This window comes from Chitinophaga sp. YR573 (assembly GCF_900110995.1).
Taxonomy (GTDB): domain Bacteria; phylum Bacteroidota; class Bacteroidia; order Chitinophagales; family Chitinophagaceae; genus Chitinophaga.
The window spans coordinates 769,486-792,803 of record NZ_FOJF01000002.1; the positions used below are offsets into that span (position 1 = coordinate 769,486).

Sequence of the window (23,318 nt, forward strand, 5' to 3'; positions counted from 1 at the left end):
TATCTATGAGAAGGCATTACTATACCTGGATTATCACGAAATAAGTCTCTTCAGATTTTGGTTTTCATTTTTGTGAACTAGAACAAAAATATACAATAAAATGAGATATCAAAATAGTTGTGCTGTTTTTTATCTGTGTTAAGGAACAGAGTCCGTAGTAATTATTATTATCTTTGTAGCCTCAAAATTTCCATTATTTAAACATTGTGCCGGTTTCCCACCCTTGTTTTTAATAATGTACAACTGTCCGTATCATCTGTTGATGAATGCGTTATGATGTTTTTTGTCAAACCTAAAATAGATATCTATGAGAACCCTTGCCTGTTTACGGCGAAGTATGCTTGCCGTATTGTTTTTTTGTTGCGTAGCAACAGTAAAAGCCCAAACCTTTTCAGACGTTCTTGCCAGTACAGACTGGGACGTGTTTTTTCCACACCGTTTTAATCCCGATGACCGTACCGGTGCGGGAACATTACCTACTACTGCAGCGAAGGATTTTTACTCTTACAGTAATTTTGCTACCGCTGTAAGCCGGATGTCTAATATTAAGATTATTTCGGAGCGCCGCTGTGGCACAAATGCCTATCGTTTGACCCGTGTAGATAAAACTACCGGAGCTTCTGTTGTGATCCGCACAGATGCGGATTTCAACATATCCACGAACATGATCATTACCGAGACCATCGACTATGCTACCTTTGCCGGTGATGGTGATCTTACTGTCCGTAAGCGCGAGCTGATGGCATTCCTTGCCAATATCTCTCAGGAGACGACAGGGGGCTGGCCTACTGCTCCTGGCGGGCAATATGCCTGGGGACTTTATTTCCGTGAGGAAGTGGGTTATGAAGGCACTACCAATATCGGGTATCGCGATGAAACGAATACCCTGTATCCGCCTGCACCGGGGAAATCCTATCATGGCCGTGGCCCTATCCAATTAAGTTATAACTATAACTATGGACAGGCCAGTGAGTTCATCTTTGGTGATAAGAATGTATTACTTGCGAACCCTGAAAAGGTAATCGAGGATGGCGTGATCGCTTTTGAAACGGGTATCTGGTTCTGGATGGCACAGCAATATCCGAAGCCTTCCTGTCATGATGTGATGATCCCTGGTAAATTCACACCTACTGCCGAGCAGCTGGCTATTGGTCTTAAACCGGGTTTTGGAGCTACCGTGAATATCATCAATGGTGGTATAGAATGTGGTGGAACGGGTGCGGAGAAACCTCAGGTTGTTAGTCGTATTAGCCATTATCAGCGTTATACCTCCCTTAAATCAGTAAGTCTGGAACTGGATGGCGGTAACAATACTGCCAACTGTGGTTGCGCTAATATGGGCAGTTTTGCTATTGATAATGCAGAGTGCAGCAAAGTGACTTCTTTATCCTTTACTTCTCCTGCCAATGGTATTCTCAGTGTAACCAGCCTGGCACCTGTTACATTGACTGTGGCGAAGAATGATCCGCGTAGTGAGATTACACAGGTGTATATCAAAATTAATGGTCAGCGTATTGCCGGTACTTCTGTACAGTTTACGCCTGCTGCCTATCAGGCTTATACAGCTACTGCTGTAGGTTTACGCACGGGTAAAGATTCCGTGGTGACTTCTACTACCTTTGCGGTGTATAATACGGCTACGCTGGCAGGTTGTTCTTATCTGCCGGTATGGGATGCTGCTAAAATCTATGCTTCCGCGGGCAATATTGTACTGTACAACAGTGTGGTATACCGTAACCAGTGGTGGGCAGGATCTGCTGATATTCCGGGCACTAACACTACCTGGGCTATTGTAGGCAACTGTAACGGTAATGGTGGAGACGGTGGCGGAAACGGGCAGTCATGCGGCACTGTAGTTGGCTGGACTACCGGCAACATTTATCTGTCTGGCAACCAGGCAGCGTACAACGGCAAAATCTACCAGGCCAGATGGTGGACACAAGGTGAACGACCAGACCTTAACTCCGGGTCCGGACAGGTATGGCAGTTCATCAGTAATTGTCCTGCGAGTGCGGCAAGAGCGGCTGCGGGTACAGTCTCTATAGCAGAGAGTACTTCTTCGGATAAGGTAATTGTTTACCCTAATCCTGTTTCAGGAAGTACTTTACAGATCACTGTAAATGCAGGTACACAGGAGAAACTGCTTGTCTCTCTTTTGGATGTGAAAACAGGTCAGCCTGTATTGCAACAGGTATACACACCTGCGGGCAAAACTGCGCAGAAAGTTCAGCTGGATATCAGTCATGTTCCAACCGGAGTATGGGTGCTGAAAGTAACGACTGCTCGGAATGAGCGTATAGGAACTGCTAAAGTGGTAAGGATACAGTAAATGTAATTCACAGAGATATTTGCAGGGAATTGTAACCAAATGCATCTCAAATGCGTTTAATTACAATTCCCTGCTTTTTTACAGCAGGGGTTATTAAACCTAACGATGTCATATGAAATTTAAAGTACTTATTTTGCTGGCTGTTGTATTCGCTGGCTGTAGCAGAAAAGCATCTACTGATCAAAACTGTATCAAATACGCGAACGCCTACGTAACCGAGGTACAAAAATCTGCTAACAATAACCTCAGTGTATCTTTCCAGGTAAACAGCGGTTGTGGTCAGTTCAACAAGTTCATACAAAAGAGTGAAGGGAATACCCGTATCATCAAAGTGCAGGCAGTATATAAAGGATGTATGTGTACAATGGACATGCCCATAAGAACAACTACCTATACATTCAAAGAAAGTGCCCCCGGAACATACTACCTGAAATTCCTCTCTGAAGAGAATAAATATATCATTGATACTGTTGTTATCAAATAACGAAAGAGGGCATCAATTATTTTTGATGCCCTCTTTTCCTGGTATAAGTGATGAACTAAAAAACAATCTTAATCCGCTTTTAAACTCTTTACAGGATTCATCAATGCGGCCTTCACGCTTTGGAAGCTTACGGTTAGTATAGCAATACCTATTGTGAGGATAGCGGCCAGCACAAACATCCACCACTCGATATCGGTTTTATAGGCGAAGCCCTGTAGCCACTGATTCATGACGTACCAGGAAACCGGGAACCCGATTAATAAAGCTATTGCGACGGGCTTTAAGATATCTGCAGAGAGTAAAGTGATAATGTCCGGAACAGAAGCTCCCAGTACTTTACGAACGCCTATTTCCTTGGTGCGTTGGGCTGCTGCAAATGTAGCCAGACCAAACAATCCCAGGCAGGAGATAAAGATCGCTAAGAATGCAAAATATACTGTTAGCTTGCTGACAATCTGTTCACTTTTATATAGCTTATCGAATTCCTGATCAGAGAAATGATAGATGAAAGGAAATTTAGGATTTAATGTTTTACAGATATTTTCTAAACTGGCCAACGCTTGTTTTGCATTACTGGTACGTACCAGGATAGTTCCCCATTTGGGGTTAAGGTCCAGGCGTACAAAGAGAGGCTCAATAGCCTGATGCATGGAATTGAAATGGAAATCTTTCAGTACACCTATGATATTACCATTATGCTCACTCCAGCTAAAAGGCTTGCCAACAGGATCTTTATACCCCATCTTTTTCACCGCAGTTTCATTTACGAGAAAAGCATTGGCATCCGTTCCAAAATCTTCAGAGAAGTCGCGACCCGCAACTAATGTAAGGCGCATCGTTTTTACGAAATCATAGCCCACTGCGGCATCAGAAAAAGAAACTTCCAGTGTGGGATCTTTTCCTTCCCAGCCAATACCACCTTTCTGATGACCAATCACCGTAGGGGATTCTCTCATCTTTGAAATAGAAAGAATACCTGGCATTTGTGCAGCCTCTTTTTTAAACAGGTCGTATTTGGTGATAAGGTCTCCTTCAATAGGTATATAAAGCAGGTTCTCCCTGTCATAACCAAGATTCTTCGTTTGTACATAGTTAATCTGGCGGTAGATAATGATCATACCTACAATCAGTATCACAGAAAAAGAAAACTGAAATACTACCAGGCTTTTCCTGAAGAACGTAGCCCCGGTACCTAATTTCAGACTACCTTTTAAAACACGCAAAGGATTAAGAGAAGATAAAAATAAAGCAGGATAACTACCGGCAGTAAAACCGGTGAATATAAGTATACCCAGTAACGTTAGCCAGAAAAGAGGTTGTGTAACCGGCAATACTAAATGTTTGCCGGTGAAATTATTAAAGACAGGCAAAAGGAGTACTACCAGCAAAATAGCAATGATAACAGAGATAAATGTAATCAGTATCGCTTCCCCTACAAACTGTGCTATCAGTGAAGAACGGACAGCCCCTACTACTTTCCGCACACCTACTTCTTTTGCACGTTGCGTAGAACGTGCGGTCGCCAGGTTCATAAAGTTGATACAGGCAATCAGCAGGATGAATAATGCCACAAGGCTAAAGAGATGCACGTATTCAATACGACCGCCATCAATCTCCCCATTCTTAAAATTGGAATGAAGGTATTTCTCCCGATAAGGTTGTAAATACAGTTCCGTATACTGATCATATTTAGCAATAAATCTTTTTATTTTATCTGCTGTCTTAGCAGCATCAGCATCCTTACGTAACTGTATAAATGTAGAAGGACCTGTACTTGTCCAGGAATGTACCCATTCATTGTCCCTGGCATAATCCTGCCAGTTCCTGAGGAAATCAAATTGCTGGGAAGAGTTGGCCGGTAAGTTTTCAAAGACAGCAGTTACCTGTAAATCATCCTTATTCTCATAACGGATAATTTTACCGATCGCCTGTTCCGCACTTCCAAAAAACTGTTCTGCCATCTTACGGGATATACTAATGGTATTAGGTCCATTGGAAAGAGTTCCCTGCAAAAGAGGATAACTGAACATCCGAAGGAAATCAACGCTGGCAAAAGTACCATCAACTTTAAAGACCTTATCTTCCGCTTCAAATGTATACTGGTTATTTTGTTCCATACTACTGGCATATTCCACCTCTGGAATCGCCTTTTTGAGTTCCTCTGCCAATAACCCCTGGGTAAGGTAATTAGCCTCTGTTTTGCCATCATATGACCGCCTTTCGTATACCTGGAATAGCTGGTCCCCATTGGCATGAAAACCATCTATGCTGCGTTCATCCTGTACCCATAGCAGGATCAACAGGCTGCAGGTAAGCCCCAGTGCCAGTCCTGATATATTGATAAGAGAAAAGGCTTTGTTACGGATCAGATTCCGCCACGCTATTTTGATGTAGTTTCTGAGCATAGTAGCTCAAAGGTATAAATAGTGTGCCACTTTGTTAATGTATTAATTAGTAAGTAGTTATGGTGGTGTTAAGGGTGGGGTGTGTTCGTTTACGATACAAATATTGTTCACTTTTGAACAAATCCTTCCAGCTCTTTCAGTGAAGAAGCGTTCAACGGTTTATTCAGGTACCTGCTTACGTAAGGATTCTTATTCGCTTTAAATTGGTCTTCTTCATGCATAGACGTTGTGAGCATCATAATAATACAGTTCTTCCTGATGATTTCAGGCAATGTATCATAGACATCCAGAAACTCAAAGCCATTCATCTCTGGCATCATTATATCCAGAAATATAAAATGAGGTAATTGCTCAGGAGAATCTTTCAATGATAATAAATAATCAAGACCTTCCTTCGCAGATTCAACACAAATAATTTCTTCAGAAAATGCATACTTTTTAAAAACTCTCTCAGCAATATATCTGTCAACAGGGTTATCATCAATGACCAATACTTTCTTGTACATACTTATGAATTTGGGATATAAATAATGAATTCACTTCCTTCATCAGGACTGGATATCAAATTGATTGTACCATGAAGTTTAGTGACGGTTTCCTTTACAATATACAGTCCGAGACCTGAGCCAATGGAATTACCGGATACCCGGTAAAAAATGTCAAATACTTTTGATTGATTAATTTTATTAATGCCTACACCATTATCTTTATTTTCTGGTATATGATCTCCCGGATATTGCTCAACCTGTTGCTGTAAAAGCGTATTCATACTATAACGTGGATAACAAATAAAACGCCCGGATTGTTGACCAGGCGCAACTATTACATAGTATGAATTTAAAGTAAATAATTCAATATCAATGATCAGCCTGCCTTTACCTTCTTGAGATGAACACTGGGAGGGACTCCAAACTGCGCCTTGAAGCATTTGCTGAAATAAAAGGGATCATTCATCCCTACTTTATACGCTACTTCTGCAATGGTATAATCCCCGGTATTCAATAACTCCGATGCTTTTTTCACCCTTACCAGCCGGATATATTCATTGGGAGAATAGCCTGTGAGTCCTTTGATCTTCTTAAAGAATAAGGTACGGCCAAGTTTCATGGCAGCGGCAAATTCATCTACAGAGAACTGCGGGTTATCGATATTCCTGTCTATGATCTGGTTCAGCTTATCCAGGAATTGCTGGTCGGCTTCATTCTCTGAGATATGTACAGTGAAGAATCCCGGATCATTGGCAAAGCGTTTACGGATCTTTTCCCGCTGTTCAATAATGCGGATGATATTGGTGAGCAGAAAGCGGATGCTGAAGGGTTTGGTAATATAGGCATCTGCACCGGCATCAATGCCTTTTAGCTGATGTTCCCCGGAAGATAAGGCCGTCAACAGCACTACGGGGATGTGGCAGGTCTGGAATTCACTGCGGATGCGCTGAACGATTTCTAATCCGTTCATCTCGGGCAACATTACATCACATACTACCAGGTCCGGAGCCAGGGCAATAGCCTGTGCTAGTCCTTCGCGGCCATTATTGGCTGTATGAATGTGGAAATAACGGCTTAATGAAGTACTGAGGTACTCGCAGATATCAGGGTTATCTTCTATAATTAACAGGTGATATTTGGAACTGGGTATTGGCAGATCTTCTGTTTCGTTGATATAAGGAGCTGGTATGTTCACGGCCGTCATATCCGGACTTACTATCTCTTCTGCCGTATATTCATTTGTTATAGGTAAAGTAATGGTGAATGTAACACCTGCATCGTGGTTATTATGGAAAGAGATGGTACCCTTATGCAGTTCTGCCAGTTCTTTGGTAAGAGATAAACCTATGCCTGTTCCCGTAGGAGAGAAGTTCAGTTGTGTGAACTTCTGAAATACCAGGTGTTGTTTGGCAGGAGGGATAGAAATACCTGAATCGGATACATGGATTTGTAGTTCATCTCCCACCTTTATCTGCACTACTATATGTCCACCCGCAGGAGTGAATTTGTGTGCATTGGAAAGCAGATTGTATAACATTTTATCCAGCTTATTAACATCTGCAAACATATAATAAGAAGGCACGTTGCTATGGAACTGAAGAGAGATTTGTTTTTGTGCTGCCTGTTCTGTGAAGCCATCATAGATATCTTTCAGAAAGGCAATGACATCCGTTTGTTGTACCCGTAACTGCATGCGCTTGTGCTGAATCTTGCGGAAGTCCAGGAGCTGGTCTGCGAGTCGCATGAGATACGTTACATGTTTCTGCATCATGTGCAGGTGTTTACCGGGCGTCATACTTTCCATTGCACTCATGATCAGCGACAGGGGGGTACGGAATTCGTGAGAGATATTGGTAAAGAAGTTGAGTTTGTACTCTGTTAATTGCTGTTCCAGTTCAACGGCATGTTGTAAACGTGTAATACGTTTGGTTACATAACGGATGCCCAGGATCAACGCCGTCAAAACTAATAAATATAATAGGATGGCCAGGTTAGAGCGCCAGAAGGGCGGAAGTACCGTAATCTGTATGCTGGCTTCCCGTTTACTCCAGGTACCATCATCATTGGTGCCTCTTACGCGGAATGTGTATTTCCCCGGAGGAAGATTCCTGTAAGTAGCGATATTATAGCTGGATGGGGTATTCCATTCATCTTCATATTTATCCAGGATGTAAGTATATTTATTCTGTTGTGGATTTTTAAATGCCAGTGAAGCAAACTCAATGCTGAATATTTTTTGTCCGGGTTCTAAGGTAATCTCCCCGGTAGCATTCACACGTTGATTACCGGCGATATTAAACCCTGTAAGGATCACCGGGGCATCAGCGCTAACCGTTTTTAGTTGTTCCGGATAAAAGCCGTAAAAGCCATTTAAACTACCCATTAACAGCTGTCCGTTGTGTGTACGGAAACAGGAGGCTTCGGAAAAGAGATTGCCCAGTGTGTTATTGGCAAAGTAGAAGATTTCAAAAGTACTTTTCTCAGGATTAAAACGGGTAAGACCATTTTCTGTACTGATCCATAGATTGCCCTGTAAATCTTCCAGCATACCGTTTACGATATCATGAGAGAGGCCCTGTTGTGTGGTGTACGTAGTGAAGGTCCTCGTTTTGGGTTTAAAACGGCTGAAACCACCACCGGTAGTACCTATCCAGATACGTCCCTTATGATCTTCACAGAGGGTTTTAATTTCATTACCCGGACTATAAGTAGTAAAAGCAGTATTGCTTCTCAGCAAAGCTTCGGGGTCAAAGACCAATAAACCGTTATTGGTACCTGCCCATATACGATTGTCTTTGTCCTGTAGCAGGCAGCGTATATACACAGGTGTTTCATTGCTGTTAAAGAATTGCCGGAAAGAGATATTGTTACCGCCTTTGTAAACGGCCATGTGCAGGCCACTGCCAAAGGTGCCTATCCACATACGTTGCTGCTTGTCCTGCATAATGGTGTATACCAGCCGGTTTGCATTGCTGCTGGTATCTCCCGGTGGCAGTTCAAAATGCCTGGCTGATTGCTGTAGTGAATCGCGGTGAACGATGTATAATCCGTTCCCTTTGGTCCCTATCCACAGATATCCTTTTGTATCTTCTGTAATACAATAGATATTGGAGCATTGTCCTGGCAGCAGATGTTCCAGAGAACGGATTTTTTCCAGTTTACTGTTATACAGGTATAAGGCCCCGTTGCGGGTACTTACCCAGATACGGTTGTAGCTGTCTTCGTAAATAGTTTTGATACTATTGATGGTATACCTGCCGGATGATTCATCTTCAGGAAATATATGCGTTACGTTGAGTGACTGTGGAACAAGTTTATTCAGCCCTGTATGTTCAGCGCCCACCCATATCAGTCCGGAGCGGTCTTGTAATATGCTGAGTAAATAGTTTGAGCTTAGGCCGGTGCTTTTATCAGGAGTAGAAGAGAAGTGCTGTAAATTACCGCTTACTTTATCAAAGCAATATAAACCTCCGCCATAAGTAGAGATCCATGTATGATGTTTATTATCTGCAGAGAAAGCATAACGGCAATCATCTATCAAACGTATTACAGCAGCAGGTATCAGTTCCAGGCGAGTGGCCTTTTGTATGGCCGCATCGTAATACCAGACAACGCCTGTATGGTTATTGATCCAGATGCCTTTTTCCTGATCCGTGATAATATCGATATGACCAGTGATTTCATCTTTTAGCAGAGGAGATGTTTGTCCGGATATGAGATCTGCTATATATACACCGGATTGCTGTGTACCTAATAACAGGCGTGAGTTGGGCAGCAATGCAGCATTTGTAATATGCTCAGGCGTTACAAAATGTTGCCCGTTAAGGGTGAATATACCATTTTGACGGGTGATGAAATAGACCTGTTGCTGATCTTTGATGGCTTGTATGTAGTTACCCTTGCCTGCATCAGCTAAAGCTCCATTATCTAAACGGAATAAACCGCTGGTAGTACCTATCCAGATACCTTTATCTTCAAATATAAAGTTAACCTGTTTGTTATAAGTATGGGTGATGAAGTGCTGTCGTTTTTTCTGAATATGCAGACTGCCATTTGCCTTACCATATAACCAGATATCCCCGTTGGAAGCCTCAAAGAAGTGATCATAATTTTTTACCAGGGAATCGGGCTGATATTCCAGGAAAGTTTCTTTTTCAGGATCAAAGCAGTGGAATCTGCCTTCCGCTGTTTTAACCCATATTAGTCCCCGTTTATCTTCATGGAGTTCTCTGATTCTGTTATCACTGATGCCATTAGGTCTGTATACGATGAATTTACGCCCATCGTAACGGTTAAGCCCGTTGAGGGTGCCTATCCATATAAAACCCTTTTTGTCCTGTAAAAGGCAGCGTACGGTATTCTGGGAAAGGCCTTCATGAGTGGTCAGTTGTTCCAGCCGGATGTTGTCAGGATCGGAAGGAGCCAGTGCATAGGAATGCCCTGCCAAAAGCAGCAGGCAGCTAAGTAGCCATTGGTGCAGTCGCATAACGTTTCTCTTTGCCGGCCTGTGGATACCGGATGGAATTTATAAAGTATTCATTCTTATCTATCAGCAATATAAATAAATAGAATGAGAAGACCTTCCTATAGTGTCATATGTACACTACCCTGCACATTTTTCCAGTGATTTGTCAATTTTTCCATGTTCTGGTTACATTTTTACAGGCATTTTTACAATCCTCCATTGTAATAACAGAGATGGAGCAATATTTTTGAGCATCCAACAGATAACCACGTTTATGATCAGGTCTGCTTTACTTTTTTTGCTTATTATAGTTTCATTTAATGTACATGCACAACAAACCTATCAGATTTCCGGCCTTCGCCTGGAATTCTGTACACCTTATATGTTCAGGGTGAGTGAGAAGAATGCCCTGAACGAACCCTGGATGGTAACCCGTTATAACTGGGATTCGGTGGAAGTTAAAATTATGGAGGAGGATAAACAGGTGAGTCTGCAAACGAGCGCTTTGAAAGTGGTGATACACAAGCCATCTTTAAATATTGATGTATATAGTGAAGATGGACGTTTGTTATCTGCTGAGAATAGTAGTTGTCATAAACAACTGCAACCCGATGAACATTTCTTTGGTTTTGGGGAAAGGATGGATTTCCTGGATCAGCGGGGTAAAAAGGTAGCCCTGAATGTAGGCCGGGGGACTGGCACGCCGCACGCTGTTGGTGCGTATAACGTACTGGCAGCTAATTACAGCCCTGTTCCGTTTTTCATGAGTACCAAAGGATACGGTATCTTCCTGCATACTTCTTATGCTTCATCCTGGGACATGGGGAATACCAAAGCGGATGAATATAGTTTCAGTGCTGCTGAAGGTCCTTTGGATTATTATTTCATTTATGGCCCCCGCTTTAACGCCATCCTCGAACAATATACTTTATTGACCGGTCGTTCTCCGCTGTTGCCTGAATTTGCGTTTGGTCTGCATGCAGGTACTTATAGCGGTGGTACCTGGGGATACGAGCAGGCCACTTCCGTTGCTTATGTACTGGAACTGGCCCGTCGATTCCGCGAGATGGGCATTCCTGTCGATATACTGTTCCTGGATTCTACCTGGCGTTTATTTGGCAAGAAAGGGGGCAAAGGGGCTACTTCGTTTGAATGGAGGGAGACCTTTCATAACCCCAAAGGGATGTTTGACAGCCTGTATGCCATGCATTTTAATATGGTAGGACTGCATATCCGTCCACGGTTGGATAATGGCAACCGTTTCCGTTTGCTGGATAGTGCTGCTGCATTAGGTTATACTTATCCGGAAAAAGATAACCCGGGAGAGTTCGTTAACTTCTTTGATACCACTGCCGTAAACTGGTGGTGGGAACATGCCGCTACTAAAGTAGCAGGTATCGGCGCCAAGTTCTTTAAAACAGATGAAGGCAGTGCTTTTGGCGCACTGGCTAATGAGAGTAATAAAACCGGGCCTTCCGGACCGGAAGCACAACGCCTGCATAACATCTTCCCATTAGCATATGCGAAAGCTGCCTATGAGAAGTTTGCGGCGTTTAACCACTTGCGTGGCATGAATCACACCCGCGAAGGGTATGCGGGTATCCAGCGTTTCCCTTTCATTTTTGCGGGCGACTGGCCCAGTGAATGGCAGTACTTCGAGCCAGTTATCAAAGCAGGACTGAATATCGGTTTGTCCGGTGTGGGTTACTGGGCGCATTGTATGGGTGGTTTTGAACATGCCGCAGACCCCGAGTTGTACATCCGCTGGTGCCAGTTTGGGATGTTGAGCCCTGTGGCGATGGTATTCGGGATGGATCATCCCGGGTATAAAGAACCCTGGCATTATGGGAAGGAAGCCCAGGAGAACTTTAAGAAGTATGATGAACTGCGTTACAGCCTGTTGCCTTATTTATATTCCAATGCTTATGAAATGTATCAGACAGGTACACCGCTGATGCGGGCGCTGGTGCTGGAATACCAGGATGATCCTAATGTTTATAATATCACAGACCAGTATTTATTGGGCAGCAGTATCATGGTATGTCCGGTTACACAGAAAGGCGCTGTTACGAGGGTGGTGTATCTGCCTGCCGGGAAATGGATTGACTACTGGACAGGTGAAACATATGAAGGACGCAGGTATCTGAATGCACTGTCTCCGCTGGATAAACTGCCCATTTATATAAAAGCGGGAAGCATCATACCTACTCAACAGGTGCAGCAGTATGTGGGGCAGTTGAAGAAAGAGAAGATCACTTTTGATATTTATCCATCTGCCCATGGCAGTTTTAATTTATATACAGATGATGGTAAAAGTATGGATTATCAGAATGGGGAATATACGCTTACGCAAATTACCTGTGATACAAATGGTAAAATTCATATAGCCGCTCCAGTAGGGAAATATCATTCATCGCTAAAAACATTTACATTGAAGATTCATACGGCAAAGCCTGTGATTCAGCATAACTGGCAATATGATGAACAGGCAAAATGTTTGTATATCAGTGATATCCCTGCTGATAAAGAAAGTACGATAGAAATAAACTGACATGAAGAAATTATTAGTATTCCTCTTACTCACTATAAAGGCTTATGCAGGTGACACACTTTCCCTGCAGGGCAGCTGGCATTTTAAGGAGGATCCTTCGGATGTGGGGATTTCTGAAAAATGGTACTTACAGCAATTAACCGGTAGTATTCAGCTACCTGGTTCTATGACAGAGAATGGGAAAGGAAATGATGTTACAATCAATACACACTGGACCGGTAGCATCTATGACAGCTCCTGGTATTTTAATCCGGAGATGGCGAAGTATCGTCAGCCGGGCAATCTTAAATTCCCATTCTGGTTAACACCATTGAAATATTATGTGGGGGCGGCATGGTATCAACGGGATGTAAACATCCCTGTTACATGGAAGCAAAAGCATATACTGCTTACACTGGAAAAACCTCATTGGGAAACGACGGTATGGATAGATGATAAACCTGTGGGCAAACAGAATAGTTTAACAACAGCACATGTATATGATCTCTCTGCTTTATTAACGCCGGGTAAACATACTATTTCTGTAAGAGTTGATAACAGAATAAAAGAGATCAATGTTGGGCAGGATTCTCATAGTCTTACTGATCATACACAGGGTAACTGGAATGGGATAGTAGGGAAGATACAACTGAGTGCAGGTGCTGTTACATGGCTGGAAGATGTACAGGTATATCCTGATTTGCAGCATAAGTCGGCGCGTGTTAGTGTTCGCATTAAAGGTGCTGTTAGTGCAGGAAAAATACAGCTCAGAGCACATAGCTTTAACAGTGGTGTTGCACAGGATGTAGCGCTGCTGGAAACTTCTTTTAAAGATACAGGTCTGATAGAGATCAATTACCCGATGGGGCAGCATATTCAGTTATGGGATGAGTTTAATCCTGCTTTGTATCAGCTAACAGTAACGGTTGTACCGGAGCATGGGGAAAAGGATGAAAAGATGATTCAGTTCGGGATGCGTGAATTCAAAGCAGATGGAAAACGTTTTGTCTTAAATGGGCATCCTGTCTTTTTAAGAGGTACTGTAGAGAACTGTGTATTCCCGCTTACGGGTTATCCGCCTATGGAAGAAAAGGAATGGTTGCGCATCTTTAATATTGCAAAGTCTTACGGATTAAATCACATGCGTTTTCATTCCTGGTGTCCGCCGGAAGCTGCTTTCAGTGCAGCAGATAAAACAGGCTTTTATCTACAGCCGGAAGGTCCCAGCTGGGCTAATCATGGAACTTCCCTGGGAGATAGATTACCTATAGATCAGTATATCTATGATGAAACAAACCGCATGGTAACATCTTATGGTAATCATGCTTCTTTTTGTATGATGGCTTATGGTAATGAACCCCGCGGTGGTAAACAGGCGGCTTATCTTGGCAAATTTGTCAACTACTGGAAGGCTAAAGATCCACGGCGTTTGTATACTGGTGCCTCTGTGGGGATGAGCTGGCCTTTGGTCCCTGAGAATGAATACATGGTGAAATCCGGGCCCAGAGGATTGCGCTGGTCGCATCTGCCGAGTACTGTTTTCGATTATTATGATAAGATCAAAGAACAGCAGGTACCTTATGTTACACATGAAATGGGACAGTGGTGTGTATTCCCCAACTTCAAAGAGATAAAAAAATACAGTGGTGTTTTCCGGGCAAAGAATTTCGAACTGTTTAAAGAAAACCTGGAAGATCATCATATGGGTAAACAGGCTGCTGATTTTCTGATGGCTTCCGGTAAGTTACAGGTGCTTTGTTATAAAGCAGAGATAGAAGCATCATTGCGTACACGTGGTCTTGCAGGATTTCAGTTATTATCATTGAATGATTATCCTGGTCAGGGTACGGCGCTGGTAGGTATTCTTGATCCTTTCTGGGATGAGAAGGGGTATGTAACGGCGGCTGAATTCAGAAAATTTTGCGCACCTACGGTGTTGCTGGCTAAGATGCCTGAAATGGTGTACCGTAATACGGATACATTACATGCAGATGTAGTGGTGACACATTTCGGGCAGGCGCCTTTGCAGCAGGCCAGGCCGGAGTGGCGTGTAATTAACAAACAAGGAGAGGTACTAGCAAAAGGTACATTGCCCGTAAAAGATATTCCTTTAGGAGAGAATATTTCATTAGGTAAAATACAGGTCCCTTTGTCTGGTATTCATGAAGCGAGTGCTTTGCAACTGGAAGTTAGTTTGGATAGTATCAGCAATAACTGGCCACTGTGGGTATATCCTGGGGTATCTCCTGATACTACGGGCATTTATATCTGTGATACGCTGGATGTTTTAGCACAGCAGAAATTGCAGGCAGGTGGAAAAGTGTTATTGCTGGCAGCAGGAAAAGTACAGCAGGGCAAAGATGTGATTCAGTCTTTTACACCGGTATTCTGGAATACATCCTGGTTTAAAATGCGTCCGCCGCATACGTTAGGCTTTGTATGTGATCCTGCACATCCTGTATTTAATAATTTCCCTACAGAAGATCATAGTAATTATCAATGGTGGGAACTGGTGAATACTGCACAGGTGATGAATATTGAAACATTCCCGGTTACTGTTAAACCTTTGCTGCAAAACATTGATACCTGGTTCTTAAACCGGCGTTTATCTATGTTGATGGAAGTGAAAGTAGGGAAGGGCCGGCTGATGATTACCAGTCTTGATCTGACCAATGATCTTTCACATAGGATTGTTGCCCAGCAGTTGCGTTATAGCCTGTTAAAGTATATGCATTCATCTGCCTTTAATCCTTCTGAGAAAGTATCATTGGAAACAGTGCAGGCATTGTTTATCCCGCAGGCGGTTAAGAAGATAAATATGTATACTAAGGATAGCCCGGATGAATTAAAACCTAAGAAATAATTCCACATGAAAAACAAGCTGATTCTCTTTTTACTTTTAACTACGAATGCATTTGCAGGAGTTCGTCTGCCCTCAGTGATCGGGGATCATATGGTGTTACAACAAAATGCAAAGATAAAGATATGGGGATGGGCAGACCCGGGAGAACGTGTTACCGTTAAAGCCAGTTGGTCAAAACAAGCACTTACAGTTACCAGCGGAAAAGATGGCCGTTGGGAAGCATCTTTAACTACTACTAAAGCCGGTGGCCCTTATGAAATAACGCTAAACACCATACAGCTTACGGACATCTGGCTGGGAGAAGTATGGCTTTGTTCTGGTCAGTCCAATATGGATATGACAGTAGCAAGAGAAGATAGATACTGGTGTGGTGTATATCATGAAGCAGAGGAAGTAGCTGCCGCCAGTTACCCGCAGATCCGTGTATTTGATGCTGCATATACACCTACAGATACTATACAAAAAGATGTAGCCGGTATGTGGGAAGTTTGTACACCTGCTACGGTGAAACATTTCTCTGCCGCTGCTTATTTCTTTGCCCGCGACTTACAGCAAAGATTGAAAGTACCCATAGGATTAATCACTACCGCTTATGGTGCGAGTACAGCAGAAGCCTGGATCAGCCGTAAGGAGTTAAAATCTTTCCCTGCATTACTGGACGATTACGCGCGTAAAAAAGCCATTTACGATACTAGTTTCACTGCGCGTAAAAAGTATGATGAAGCATTGGCCAAATGGAAGATCGCTGCAGCCGAAGCAAAAGCAGCAGGAAAGGATCAGCCCCGGGAACCTAAGAACCCTGATCCTGAAAAAGACCAGCATAATCCTGCCGTGTTATACAATGGAATGGTAGCTCCACTGATTCCTTATACTATCAAAGGAGCTATCTGGTACCAGGGAGAATCCAATACTGACAAGCCAAAAATCTACTGCTCATTAATGGAAACACTGATAACTAACTGGCGTAAAGACTGGAAACAAGGTGATTTCCAGTTTTTGTATGTACAGCTTGCCAACTATGGCAAACCGGATTCATTGCCCGTTAATGAAAAGGGTACAGTACTAATAAGGCAGGCGCAGCTGGAAAATCTGAACATTCCGCATACAGGTATGGTAGTGGCAATCGATAATGCAAATCCGGATAAACCGGAAGATATCCATCCTAAAAACAAACAGGCAATCGGATTGAGGTTATCCTTGCAGGCATTGGCTTTAGTGTATGGAGAGAAAATATCGTATAGTGGGCCCGTTTATCAGAAAATGAAAATAGAAGGCAATAAGATCCGTCTGTATTTCAATGAGAATGATTTACAAAGCAGGGATAGTGTATTAACAGGCTTTGCCATTGCCGGAGATGATAAACAATTCGTTTGGGCGAATGCAACAATAGAAGGTAATACTATCCTTGTATCCAGTGATAAAATCCAACAACCAACTATCGTCCGTTATGGCTGGGCATCCAATCCACCAGTGAACTTATACAACAAAGAGGGGCTGCCTGCATCTCCTTTCAAAACAGATAAGTAATTGTACATTTTTCCATGTAATAGTATGATCCTCCATTGTCTGATGTGATGTTCAAAATTAACTTAGCTGTTATTAATCAGGGACAAAATTTCAATGGAACAGCATTATGATCACCAACAACGTATTTCGCGGTTAAAAAGGATAGAACGATTATTGATCATCCTTGTAATTTTTATTTGTGCATTATTGACCTACTTGTTTTTACTGAACTAATTCATTCCATAAAATATCAGCGTTATGAGAAAATCTTTAATGATTTTGAGCTGCAGCATGCTATTGCTGCTTCGACAGGCAGTTTTTGCCATTCCTTTGCCAGCCACCAACGATATACAAATTCAGGGACAAGTTTTCGACGATCAGGACAATACACCATTAGTAGGTGTAAGTATCCGTGTAAAAAATGGTAACAAAGGCGTTACTACAGATCAGTACGGAAAATTCGTGTTGTCCGTTCCTGAAGAAGCTACACTGGTAGTAACCTATGTAGGATATGATTCCAAAGAACTGAAAGCCGCCGCTTCTCTGTCTATAAAACTCAGCAAGAGCAATAAAGGATTAAATGAGGTAGTCGTAATAGGATATGGTACTACCCAGAAAAAGAACCTGGTCGGCGCTGTATCGTCTATAGGAGAAAGCCAGATCAGAGACCGGCCTATTACCCGTATAGATCAGGCATTGGCCGCACAGATGCCCGGTGTACAGGTGCAGTCAGTAACCGGCACTCCGGGGGCTGCTTTGCAGATAAGAGTACGTGGTGCTGCATCTGTTTCCGGTAGCAATGATCCTTTATATATTGTAGATGGTGTACCCGTAGATGACCTCGGAGATATAGATCCTGCCACTATTCAATCTGTAGATGTACTGAAGGATGCTTCTGCTGCTGCTATTTATGGTGCAAGAGGTTCTAATGGTGTGGTGTTAATCACCACCAAGAGAGGGAAACTCGGTAAAGCACGTATCAACTTCTCTGCTACTTTCGCAAGGCAGGAAGCTGAACGTTTCGTTCCCATGATGAGTGCCAACGAATGGATTCAATTTAAAAAAGATCTGATTGATTCTTCCTGGGTAGCAAGAGGACGTACACTTGGTAAAAATTACCAGGCTTCTGATGATATGAATTTCCGTGCCACCGAACTGGGTGGTACTACTGCCAATACACATGCGCTGGCAAACACTACTTACATGTATGATCCTTACTGGGCAATGGGTACGGATAGTCTTGACTACATCAACTGGCAGGATGCATTCTTCAAACCGGCTAACATGCAGAAATATAATCTCTCTGCTTCCGGTGGTAATGAAAATGTCAACTATCTTTTATCCGGAGAATATCTGAACCAGGATGGACTGGCAGTAAACACCGGTTATAAACGTTATACTTTCCGTTCTAATATGGAAGTAAAACTCAGCGACTTTGTAAAAGTAGGCTTACAGTTATCTCCTTCCATCTCCTGGACAAAAGGTGCTGGTATTGACGGCAGAAGTGGTATCGGTCCCTCTATAGCAGGTACTGCCCCAATACAGGAAAAGGGTGTAGGTGTAAATTCCGGTTCTTTGGGCACACCTGCTTACCGCTGGGTGGCGGATCAGATCAGTCCTGTGACGGTGATGGAAGAAACGCTTAATAATACAGAGCTGGTAAAGCTCTTATCACAGATCTACCTGAACGCCACGCTTGCCAAAGGATTAAGATTGAATGTTACCGGTGCCTGGAACAGTAATAGCAGTGATAATAAATATTATCAGCCTACTTCTGTTACTTCTGCCAGGAGGACTGCGGTAGAAGGTTCTCAGAGTACTGCTACCCGTAAAACGGTCCGTAACCAGTATTACCTGTTCCAGTCATTATTAAGTTACGACCGTATCATTAAAAAGCATGAATTCAATACGGTATTTGGTGCTTCTACAGAATCTAATAATGCGGCGAATACTACACAGACAAATAAGCAGTTTGCTAACGATAACCTGTATACGTTCGATCTTGGTTCTTCTACACCAACGGCCAGTAATGTTACGGAGTCCAAGCGTACATTATCTTCTTTCTTCGGTCGTGTTAATTATAACTATAACAGTCGCTACCTGTTATCTGTAAGTTTCAGGGGAGATGGTTCTTCGCGTTTTGGTGCCGATTCCAAATGGGGGTATTTCCCCGCCGCTTCAGTAGGATGGAGGATCAGTGATGAAGCGTTCATGCAAAGTTTTAAACATGTGGTGAATGATTTCAAAATAAGATATAGCTGGGGTATAGCTGGTAATGACAGGATAGGAGGGGATTATCCTGCTGTAGGACTGGTATCCACTACAAACTATGTATTTGGAGATACGCAGGCGCAATCCACCGGTTTCTCTGTTACCAGTATTACCAACAATGACCTGCACTGGGAAAAAACAACTTCCAATGATATCGGGTTCGATGCCACTATCCTGAAAGAACGTTTTACGGTTTCCTTTGATTATTACAGCAAACTCACCAAAGATCTCCTGTTAAGTGTGCCTGTTGCCCGTGCTACCGGATTTACCAAACAGAATGCAAACATCGGTTCGGTAAAGAACTGGGGATATGAGATAAACCTGAACTCGCGTAATGTAACAGGTAAAGATTTCTCCTGGGAAACATCTTTAAATGTTTCTTACAACAAGAATAAGGTGGTGAAGCTGAACAATGACAATACGCCTATCTATACCGGCTGGGAGAATACAGTGAAGATAGCGGTAGGACGTCCCTTGTACACCTATGTACTCTATGATGCTATCGGTGTATACACTACCGATGCCCAGCTGAAAAACACGCCTAAAAGGGCGAATACCATCATAGGAGACCCTATCTACCGCGATGTCAATACAGACGGTGTAATAGATGCCAGTGACATGACAGAAGTAGGCCATCCTGATCCTAACTATACCTGGGGGATGACCAACCGCTTCAGCTATAAAAGATTCGATCTCTCTCTGTTATTCCAGGGGCAATGGGGTAATCAGATCTTTAGTATGTTCGGCCGTAATATAGATCGTCCTACTACCGGCTTGGGGAACTATAATGCCAAGCAGGTTTGGGTGAACCGTTTCCGTTCAGTCAGTCAGCCCGGCGATGGTAAAACTCCCCGTATAGATGCTACTACAGCCAGTGTATATGATACCCGCTGGTTATATAGTGGTGCATTCTATAAGATCAAAAATCTTACAGCTGGTTATACTTTAAAACCTAACCTGATAAAAGGTATTACCCAGGCACGTGTATATTTCAGCGTGGATAATTTATGGATGAGTGATAAGTATACGGGGGGGTATTCTCCTGAAGCATTCCAGTATGATTATCTGGCTGATTGGTCCAGTTATCCTACTGCCCGCACGTATAGCATTGGTATTAACATCGGTTTATAAAAAGTACAACAATGAAAACTATCAATATAATTTCCGCGATATTAATTGTTACAATATTCGCTGCCTGTAACAAGGATTTCTTAAATACTGTCCCTATCTCTAACCAGTCTGAAAGTGGTTTTTACAAAACAGAGAATGATATTGTACAGGCGGTGAGTGGTGTGTATAATAAACTGCTCACATTTCCTGATGTCAATAATATCTATTTATCTGAATGCCGTTCCAGTAATTACTATGTAGACAGACAGGATGCTGCCCGCGATTATTTCAGTATCTCTGCTTTTGAATTAACGCCTGCCCTGGGCACTTTGCAAACTGCCTGGACAAATGACTATGAGTTGATTGAACGTGCGAACCAGGTCCTTGACAGGATAGACAATATCTCTTTCATAGATACTACAAAACGTAGTCGTTTAAAAGGAGAATGTAAGTTCCTGCGGGCGCTTTCTTATTTCGAGCTGGTAAAGGTTTTTGGTGCCGTACCTTTAATCGATCATAATGTTTCTTCTACGGAGTCTTTAAACTACCCTCGTGTAGGTACAGATACTATCTACAGTTTCATTATAAAAGAGCTGACAGAAGCTGCTACCTTATTACCGAATGCCTATACAGGAGTTGACAAGGGACGTGTTACCAAATGGGCTGCACTTGGATTATTAGGTAAAGCATATTTATATACTGCTGGTTATCCACTGATGAAAACAGAGAATTACGGCAATGCTATCAGTACACTTAAGCAGGTATTAAATGCTGAGAACCTGGCGGATGGCTGGAAGTTTGCGCCTACCTATGCGGAGATTTTCAAAACGTCCAGTGACAACAAGTACTATTTATTCGAAGTACAATATCTCTCTGGTGGTAAAGGCCTGGGTAATCCTGTACCTGGAGAGGTAATCCCCCTGGACATGGATACGAAGATCACGCCCTATGGCGCTTATTATATGCAGGGAGCTCCTTCCAATGATCTGATCAGCAGTTTTGAAGCGGGGGATAAGCGTGAGTTTGTGATCCTGGATACAGTCTACAGAAATAAGTCTGGTGTGAAGACTAAAAAGAACTACTTTAAAAAGTACCTGGATTCTACGGCAGCCGCTTCTATTCTGAGCAGCTCCGACTGGGGGATTAACTTCCCGTTGCTTCGTTCCGAAGATGTGATGCTGATGTATGCGGAAGCGGTAAATGAAACCTCTGGTCCTACGGCAGAAGCGACAGGTCTTGTAAACCGTATTCGTGCCAGAGCCGGTTTAGGTACTGTTGATGGCTTGTCTCAATCCGATTTCCGTTTGGCAATAGAAAGGGAGCGGCGTCATGAGCTGGCATGGGAAGGGCAATACTGGGGAGATCTTGTACGGACGGGCCGCTGCCTGGATGTGATGAATCCCTGGTTACAGCTGAACTATAATATAACGATGGATAAGAATGAATTTATCTACCCGATTCCACAGTCAGAGATACAGATTAAACCGGGATTGTATTATCAGAATCCGGGGTATAATTAAATTTTATCCCCGGGTCTTTATGATCCGGGGATTTTTTTAAGTATATAACCAACCTGGTTATCTAATTCTTCTTTACTGATATATTCAAAGTTTGTATCCTTCACAAAGTTATTCCTTTCTAAAAGTCGGATAGAATTTTCATTATCAGCCGATGATAATGCTGTTATGACATTGAATCCGGCAGATTCAAACCCATATTTAATCGCGGCTGTAATAGCTTCCTGCATAATTCCTTTTCCCTGGTAATCGGGGTGTAACTCATACCCAATTTCTCCTGATTTCTTGTCAATCATTATATTCCAGAAACAGACAGACCCAATTAAGGTATTGTTATCTTTCAGGGTAATGGCCCAATAGAACCCCTCATTAGCAGCCTGGATTTTCCTGATAAATGCCAGGGCATCTTCTATAGAAGTGGCCTTGGGCCTGTCAAGATATTTATTGACTCTGTCATCTGAGCGGATACGCAGGATCTCAGGAGCATCTTCTAATGTAAGAGATCTTAATATTAATCGTTCTGTTGTGAGGAGAGGGAATTGCATACTTTAATATAGTTTATATTTGCGGAAAATTAAAAAAATATTATCATGAAACAATCTTGTTTTTTCGTATTTACTCTCATTGTTTTTTTATCCTATGGAACAGTTTCTTATTGCCAGACAAAACCATCTGAAGCAGAAATTAAACAACATTTAAGTGGATATCGTTCTCAGATAGATTCACTGGATGCTGCACTGATAAAAATTATTGGTGAACGGGAAAGAGTTGTAAAAAAAGTTGGTATTTATAAAGCGGAAAATCATGTTCCTGCTTTGCAGAAAGATCGTTTCCAGCAGGTGTTGGCCACAGCTGTAGCGGCAGGCGAAAAGGAAGGGCTATCGCAGGTTTGTATTGAAGAAATCATGAACGCGATACATAAAGAAAGTCTTCGGATAGAGCAGGAAGATATAGAGAAAAAGCAGTGAAAATGATAGTCATAAAATCATTTTAATTTTACTAAAGGAATAGAAAATTATTAGTGTTTTTTATTCCTTTAGAAGATGTTTTGTGGATTGTGTTTTTTTATTACATTCGCAAAAACAAAATTTAATTTTATGAGTGATGAAGAATTTAAACGATTGAAGGATTTGTTCGAACGAAAATTGGCAGAACCTGTAACCAAAGAGGATGCTATACGTGAGCTTCAAGGGGCAGGTATTCTGGATGAACATGGTGAGTTGACACCAAGACATAAGAATCTTGGCCACGCACTGGCATTAGCAAGAAGTCTGCGCTAATTCGTTTATTGTTAACCTTAATAATTTGTCTATGTATGATGTTCAACCAAACCTTATAATAGGTTTTTAC

The 23,318-nt window shown here is 42.4% G+C and carries 14 protein-coding genes; 9 read left to right on the top strand and 5 right to left on the bottom strand.

From position 1 onward, the window contains the following. Positions 1–307: 307 nt before the first annotated feature. Entirely contained in the window at positions 308–2,329 is a 2,022-nt protein-coding gene (locus BMW86_RS23020; RefSeq protein WP_143056663.1) for a glycoside hydrolase family 19 protein, read from the top strand. 112 nt (positions 2,330–2,441) lie between these two features. Further along, a complete protein-coding gene (locus tag BMW86_RS23025) occupies positions 2,442–2,813 on the top strand; it encodes a hypothetical protein (protein ID WP_089784309.1) in 372 nt (123 codons plus the stop codon). Between the two features lie 68 nt (positions 2,814–2,881). Here BMW86_RS23025 and BMW86_RS23030 read toward each other — a convergent pair whose 3' ends face one another. The 4 genes from BMW86_RS23030 to BMW86_RS23045 form a co-directional block, all read right to left on the bottom strand. Then, on the bottom strand, positions 2,882–5,218 hold the full coding sequence (locus BMW86_RS23030) for an ABC transporter permease (protein WP_089784312.1): 2,337 nt from the start codon (positions 5,216–5,218) through the stop codon (positions 2,882–2,884). A 107-nt stretch (positions 5,219–5,325) separates the two neighbouring features. Further along, positions 5,326–5,724 (bottom strand): response regulator, encoded by a 399-nt coding sequence (locus BMW86_RS23035; protein ID WP_089784314.1) that lies wholly within the window; start codon positions 5,722–5,724, stop codon positions 5,326–5,328. A 2-nt stretch (positions 5,725–5,726) separates the two neighbouring features. Next, the gene (locus tag BMW86_RS23040; RefSeq protein WP_089784316.1) at positions 5,727–6,146 is read right to left on the bottom strand and encodes an ATP-binding protein; all 420 of its coding nucleotides are present in this window, start codon (positions 6,144–6,146) and stop codon (positions 5,727–5,729) included. After that, on the bottom strand, positions 6,083–10,192 hold the full coding sequence (locus BMW86_RS23045) for a hybrid sensor histidine kinase/response regulator transcription factor (protein ID WP_089784319.1): 4,110 nt from the start codon (positions 10,190–10,192) through the stop codon (positions 6,083–6,085). Before BMW86_RS23045 ends, BMW86_RS23040 begins: the two co-directional genes overlap by 64 nt. A gap of 253 nt (positions 10,193–10,445) precedes the next feature. On the opposite strand from BMW86_RS23045, the gene BMW86_RS23050 reads away from it, so the two are divergent. The 5 genes from BMW86_RS23050 (at position 10,446) to BMW86_RS23070 (ending at position 21,971) form a co-directional block, all read left to right on the top strand. Further along, positions 10,446–12,722, top strand: coding sequence for a glycoside hydrolase family 31 protein (locus tag BMW86_RS23050; protein WP_089784321.1), 2,277 nt, complete (start codon positions 10,446–10,448; stop codon positions 12,720–12,722). A 1-nt stretch (position 12,723) separates the two neighbouring features. Continuing rightward, on the top strand, positions 12,724–15,564 hold the full coding sequence (locus BMW86_RS23055) for an exo-beta-1,4-galactosidase (protein ID WP_089784323.1): 2,841 nt from the start codon (positions 12,724–12,726) through the stop codon (positions 15,562–15,564). A 6-nt stretch (positions 15,565–15,570) separates the two neighbouring features. Further along, the gene (locus BMW86_RS23060; protein ID WP_089784326.1) at positions 15,571–17,091 is read left to right on the top strand and encodes a sialate O-acetylesterase; all 1,521 of its coding nucleotides are present in this window, start codon (positions 15,571–15,573) and stop codon (positions 17,089–17,091) included. A gap of 237 nt (positions 17,092–17,328) precedes the next feature. Beyond that, positions 17,329–20,472, top strand: coding sequence for a SusC/RagA family TonB-linked outer membrane protein (locus BMW86_RS23065; RefSeq protein WP_089784328.1), 3,144 nt, complete (start codon positions 17,329–17,331; stop codon positions 20,470–20,472). An 11-nt stretch (positions 20,473–20,483) separates the two neighbouring features. Beyond that, positions 20,484–21,971: a RagB/SusD family nutrient uptake outer membrane protein gene (locus tag BMW86_RS23070; RefSeq protein WP_089784330.1), complete on the top strand. Its 1,488-nt coding sequence runs from the start codon at positions 20,484–20,486 to the stop codon at positions 21,969–21,971. Positions 21,972–21,988: 17 nt separating this feature from the next. Here the strand turns inward: BMW86_RS23070 and BMW86_RS23075 are convergent, their stop codons facing one another. After that, a complete protein-coding gene (locus tag BMW86_RS23075; RefSeq protein WP_089784332.1) occupies positions 21,989–22,513 on the bottom strand; it encodes a GNAT family N-acetyltransferase in 525 nt (174 codons plus the stop codon). 45 nt (positions 22,514–22,558) lie between these two features. On the opposite strand from BMW86_RS23075, the gene BMW86_RS23080 reads away from it, so the two are divergent. Next, entirely contained in the window at positions 22,559–22,936 is a 378-nt protein-coding gene (locus BMW86_RS23080; RefSeq protein ID WP_089784335.1) for a chorismate mutase, read from the top strand. Between the two features lie 129 nt (positions 22,937–23,065). Beyond that, entirely contained in the window at positions 23,066–23,248 is a 183-nt protein-coding gene (locus BMW86_RS23085; RefSeq protein ID WP_143056664.1) for a hypothetical protein, read from the top strand. Positions 23,249–23,318 lie beyond the last annotated feature (70 nt).

Bases quoted from the DNA above. Each gene is read 5' to 3' on its own strand.
- BMW86_RS23035 (WP_089784314.1), bottom strand. From the start codon at position 5,724: ATGTACAAGAAAGTATTGGTCATTGATGATAACCCTGTTGACAGATAT.
- BMW86_RS23045 (WP_089784319.1), bottom strand. From the start codon at position 10,192: ATGCGACTGCACCAATGGCTACTTAGCTGCCTGCTGCTTTTGGCAGGG.
- BMW86_RS23085 (WP_143056664.1), top strand. From the start codon at position 23,066: ATGAGTGATGAAGAATTTAAACGATTGAAGGATTTGTTCGAACGAAAA.
- BMW86_RS23080 (WP_089784335.1), top strand. From the start codon at position 22,559: ATGAAACAATCTTGTTTTTTCGTATTTACTCTCATTGTTTTTTTATCC.
- BMW86_RS23025 (WP_089784309.1), top strand. From the start codon at position 2,442: ATGAAATTTAAAGTACTTATTTTGCTGGCTGTTGTATTCGCTGGCTGT.
- BMW86_RS23040 (WP_089784316.1), bottom strand. From the start codon at position 6,146: ATGCTTCAAGGCGCAGTTTGGAGTCCCTCCCAGTGTTCATCTCAAGAA.
- BMW86_RS23075 (WP_089784332.1), bottom strand. From the start codon at position 22,513: ATGCAATTCCCTCTCCTCACAACAGAACGATTAATATTAAGATCTCTT.
- BMW86_RS23050 (WP_089784321.1), top strand. From the start codon at position 10,446: ATGATCAGGTCTGCTTTACTTTTTTTGCTTATTATAGTTTCATTTAAT.
- BMW86_RS23070 (WP_089784330.1), top strand. From the start codon at position 20,484: ATGAAAACTATCAATATAATTTCCGCGATATTAATTGTTACAATATTC.
- BMW86_RS23060 (WP_089784326.1), top strand. From the start codon at position 15,571: ATGAAAAACAAGCTGATTCTCTTTTTACTTTTAACTACGAATGCATTT.
- BMW86_RS23055 (WP_089784323.1), top strand. From the start codon at position 12,724: ATGAAGAAATTATTAGTATTCCTCTTACTCACTATAAAGGCTTATGCA.
- BMW86_RS23020 (WP_143056663.1), top strand. From the start codon at position 308: ATGAGAACCCTTGCCTGTTTACGGCGAAGTATGCTTGCCGTATTGTTT.
- BMW86_RS23030 (WP_089784312.1), bottom strand. From the start codon at position 5,218: ATGCTCAGAAACTACATCAAAATAGCGTGGCGGAATCTGATCCGTAAC.
- BMW86_RS23065 (WP_089784328.1), top strand. From the start codon at position 17,329: ATGAGAAAATCTTTAATGATTTTGAGCTGCAGCATGCTATTGCTGCTT.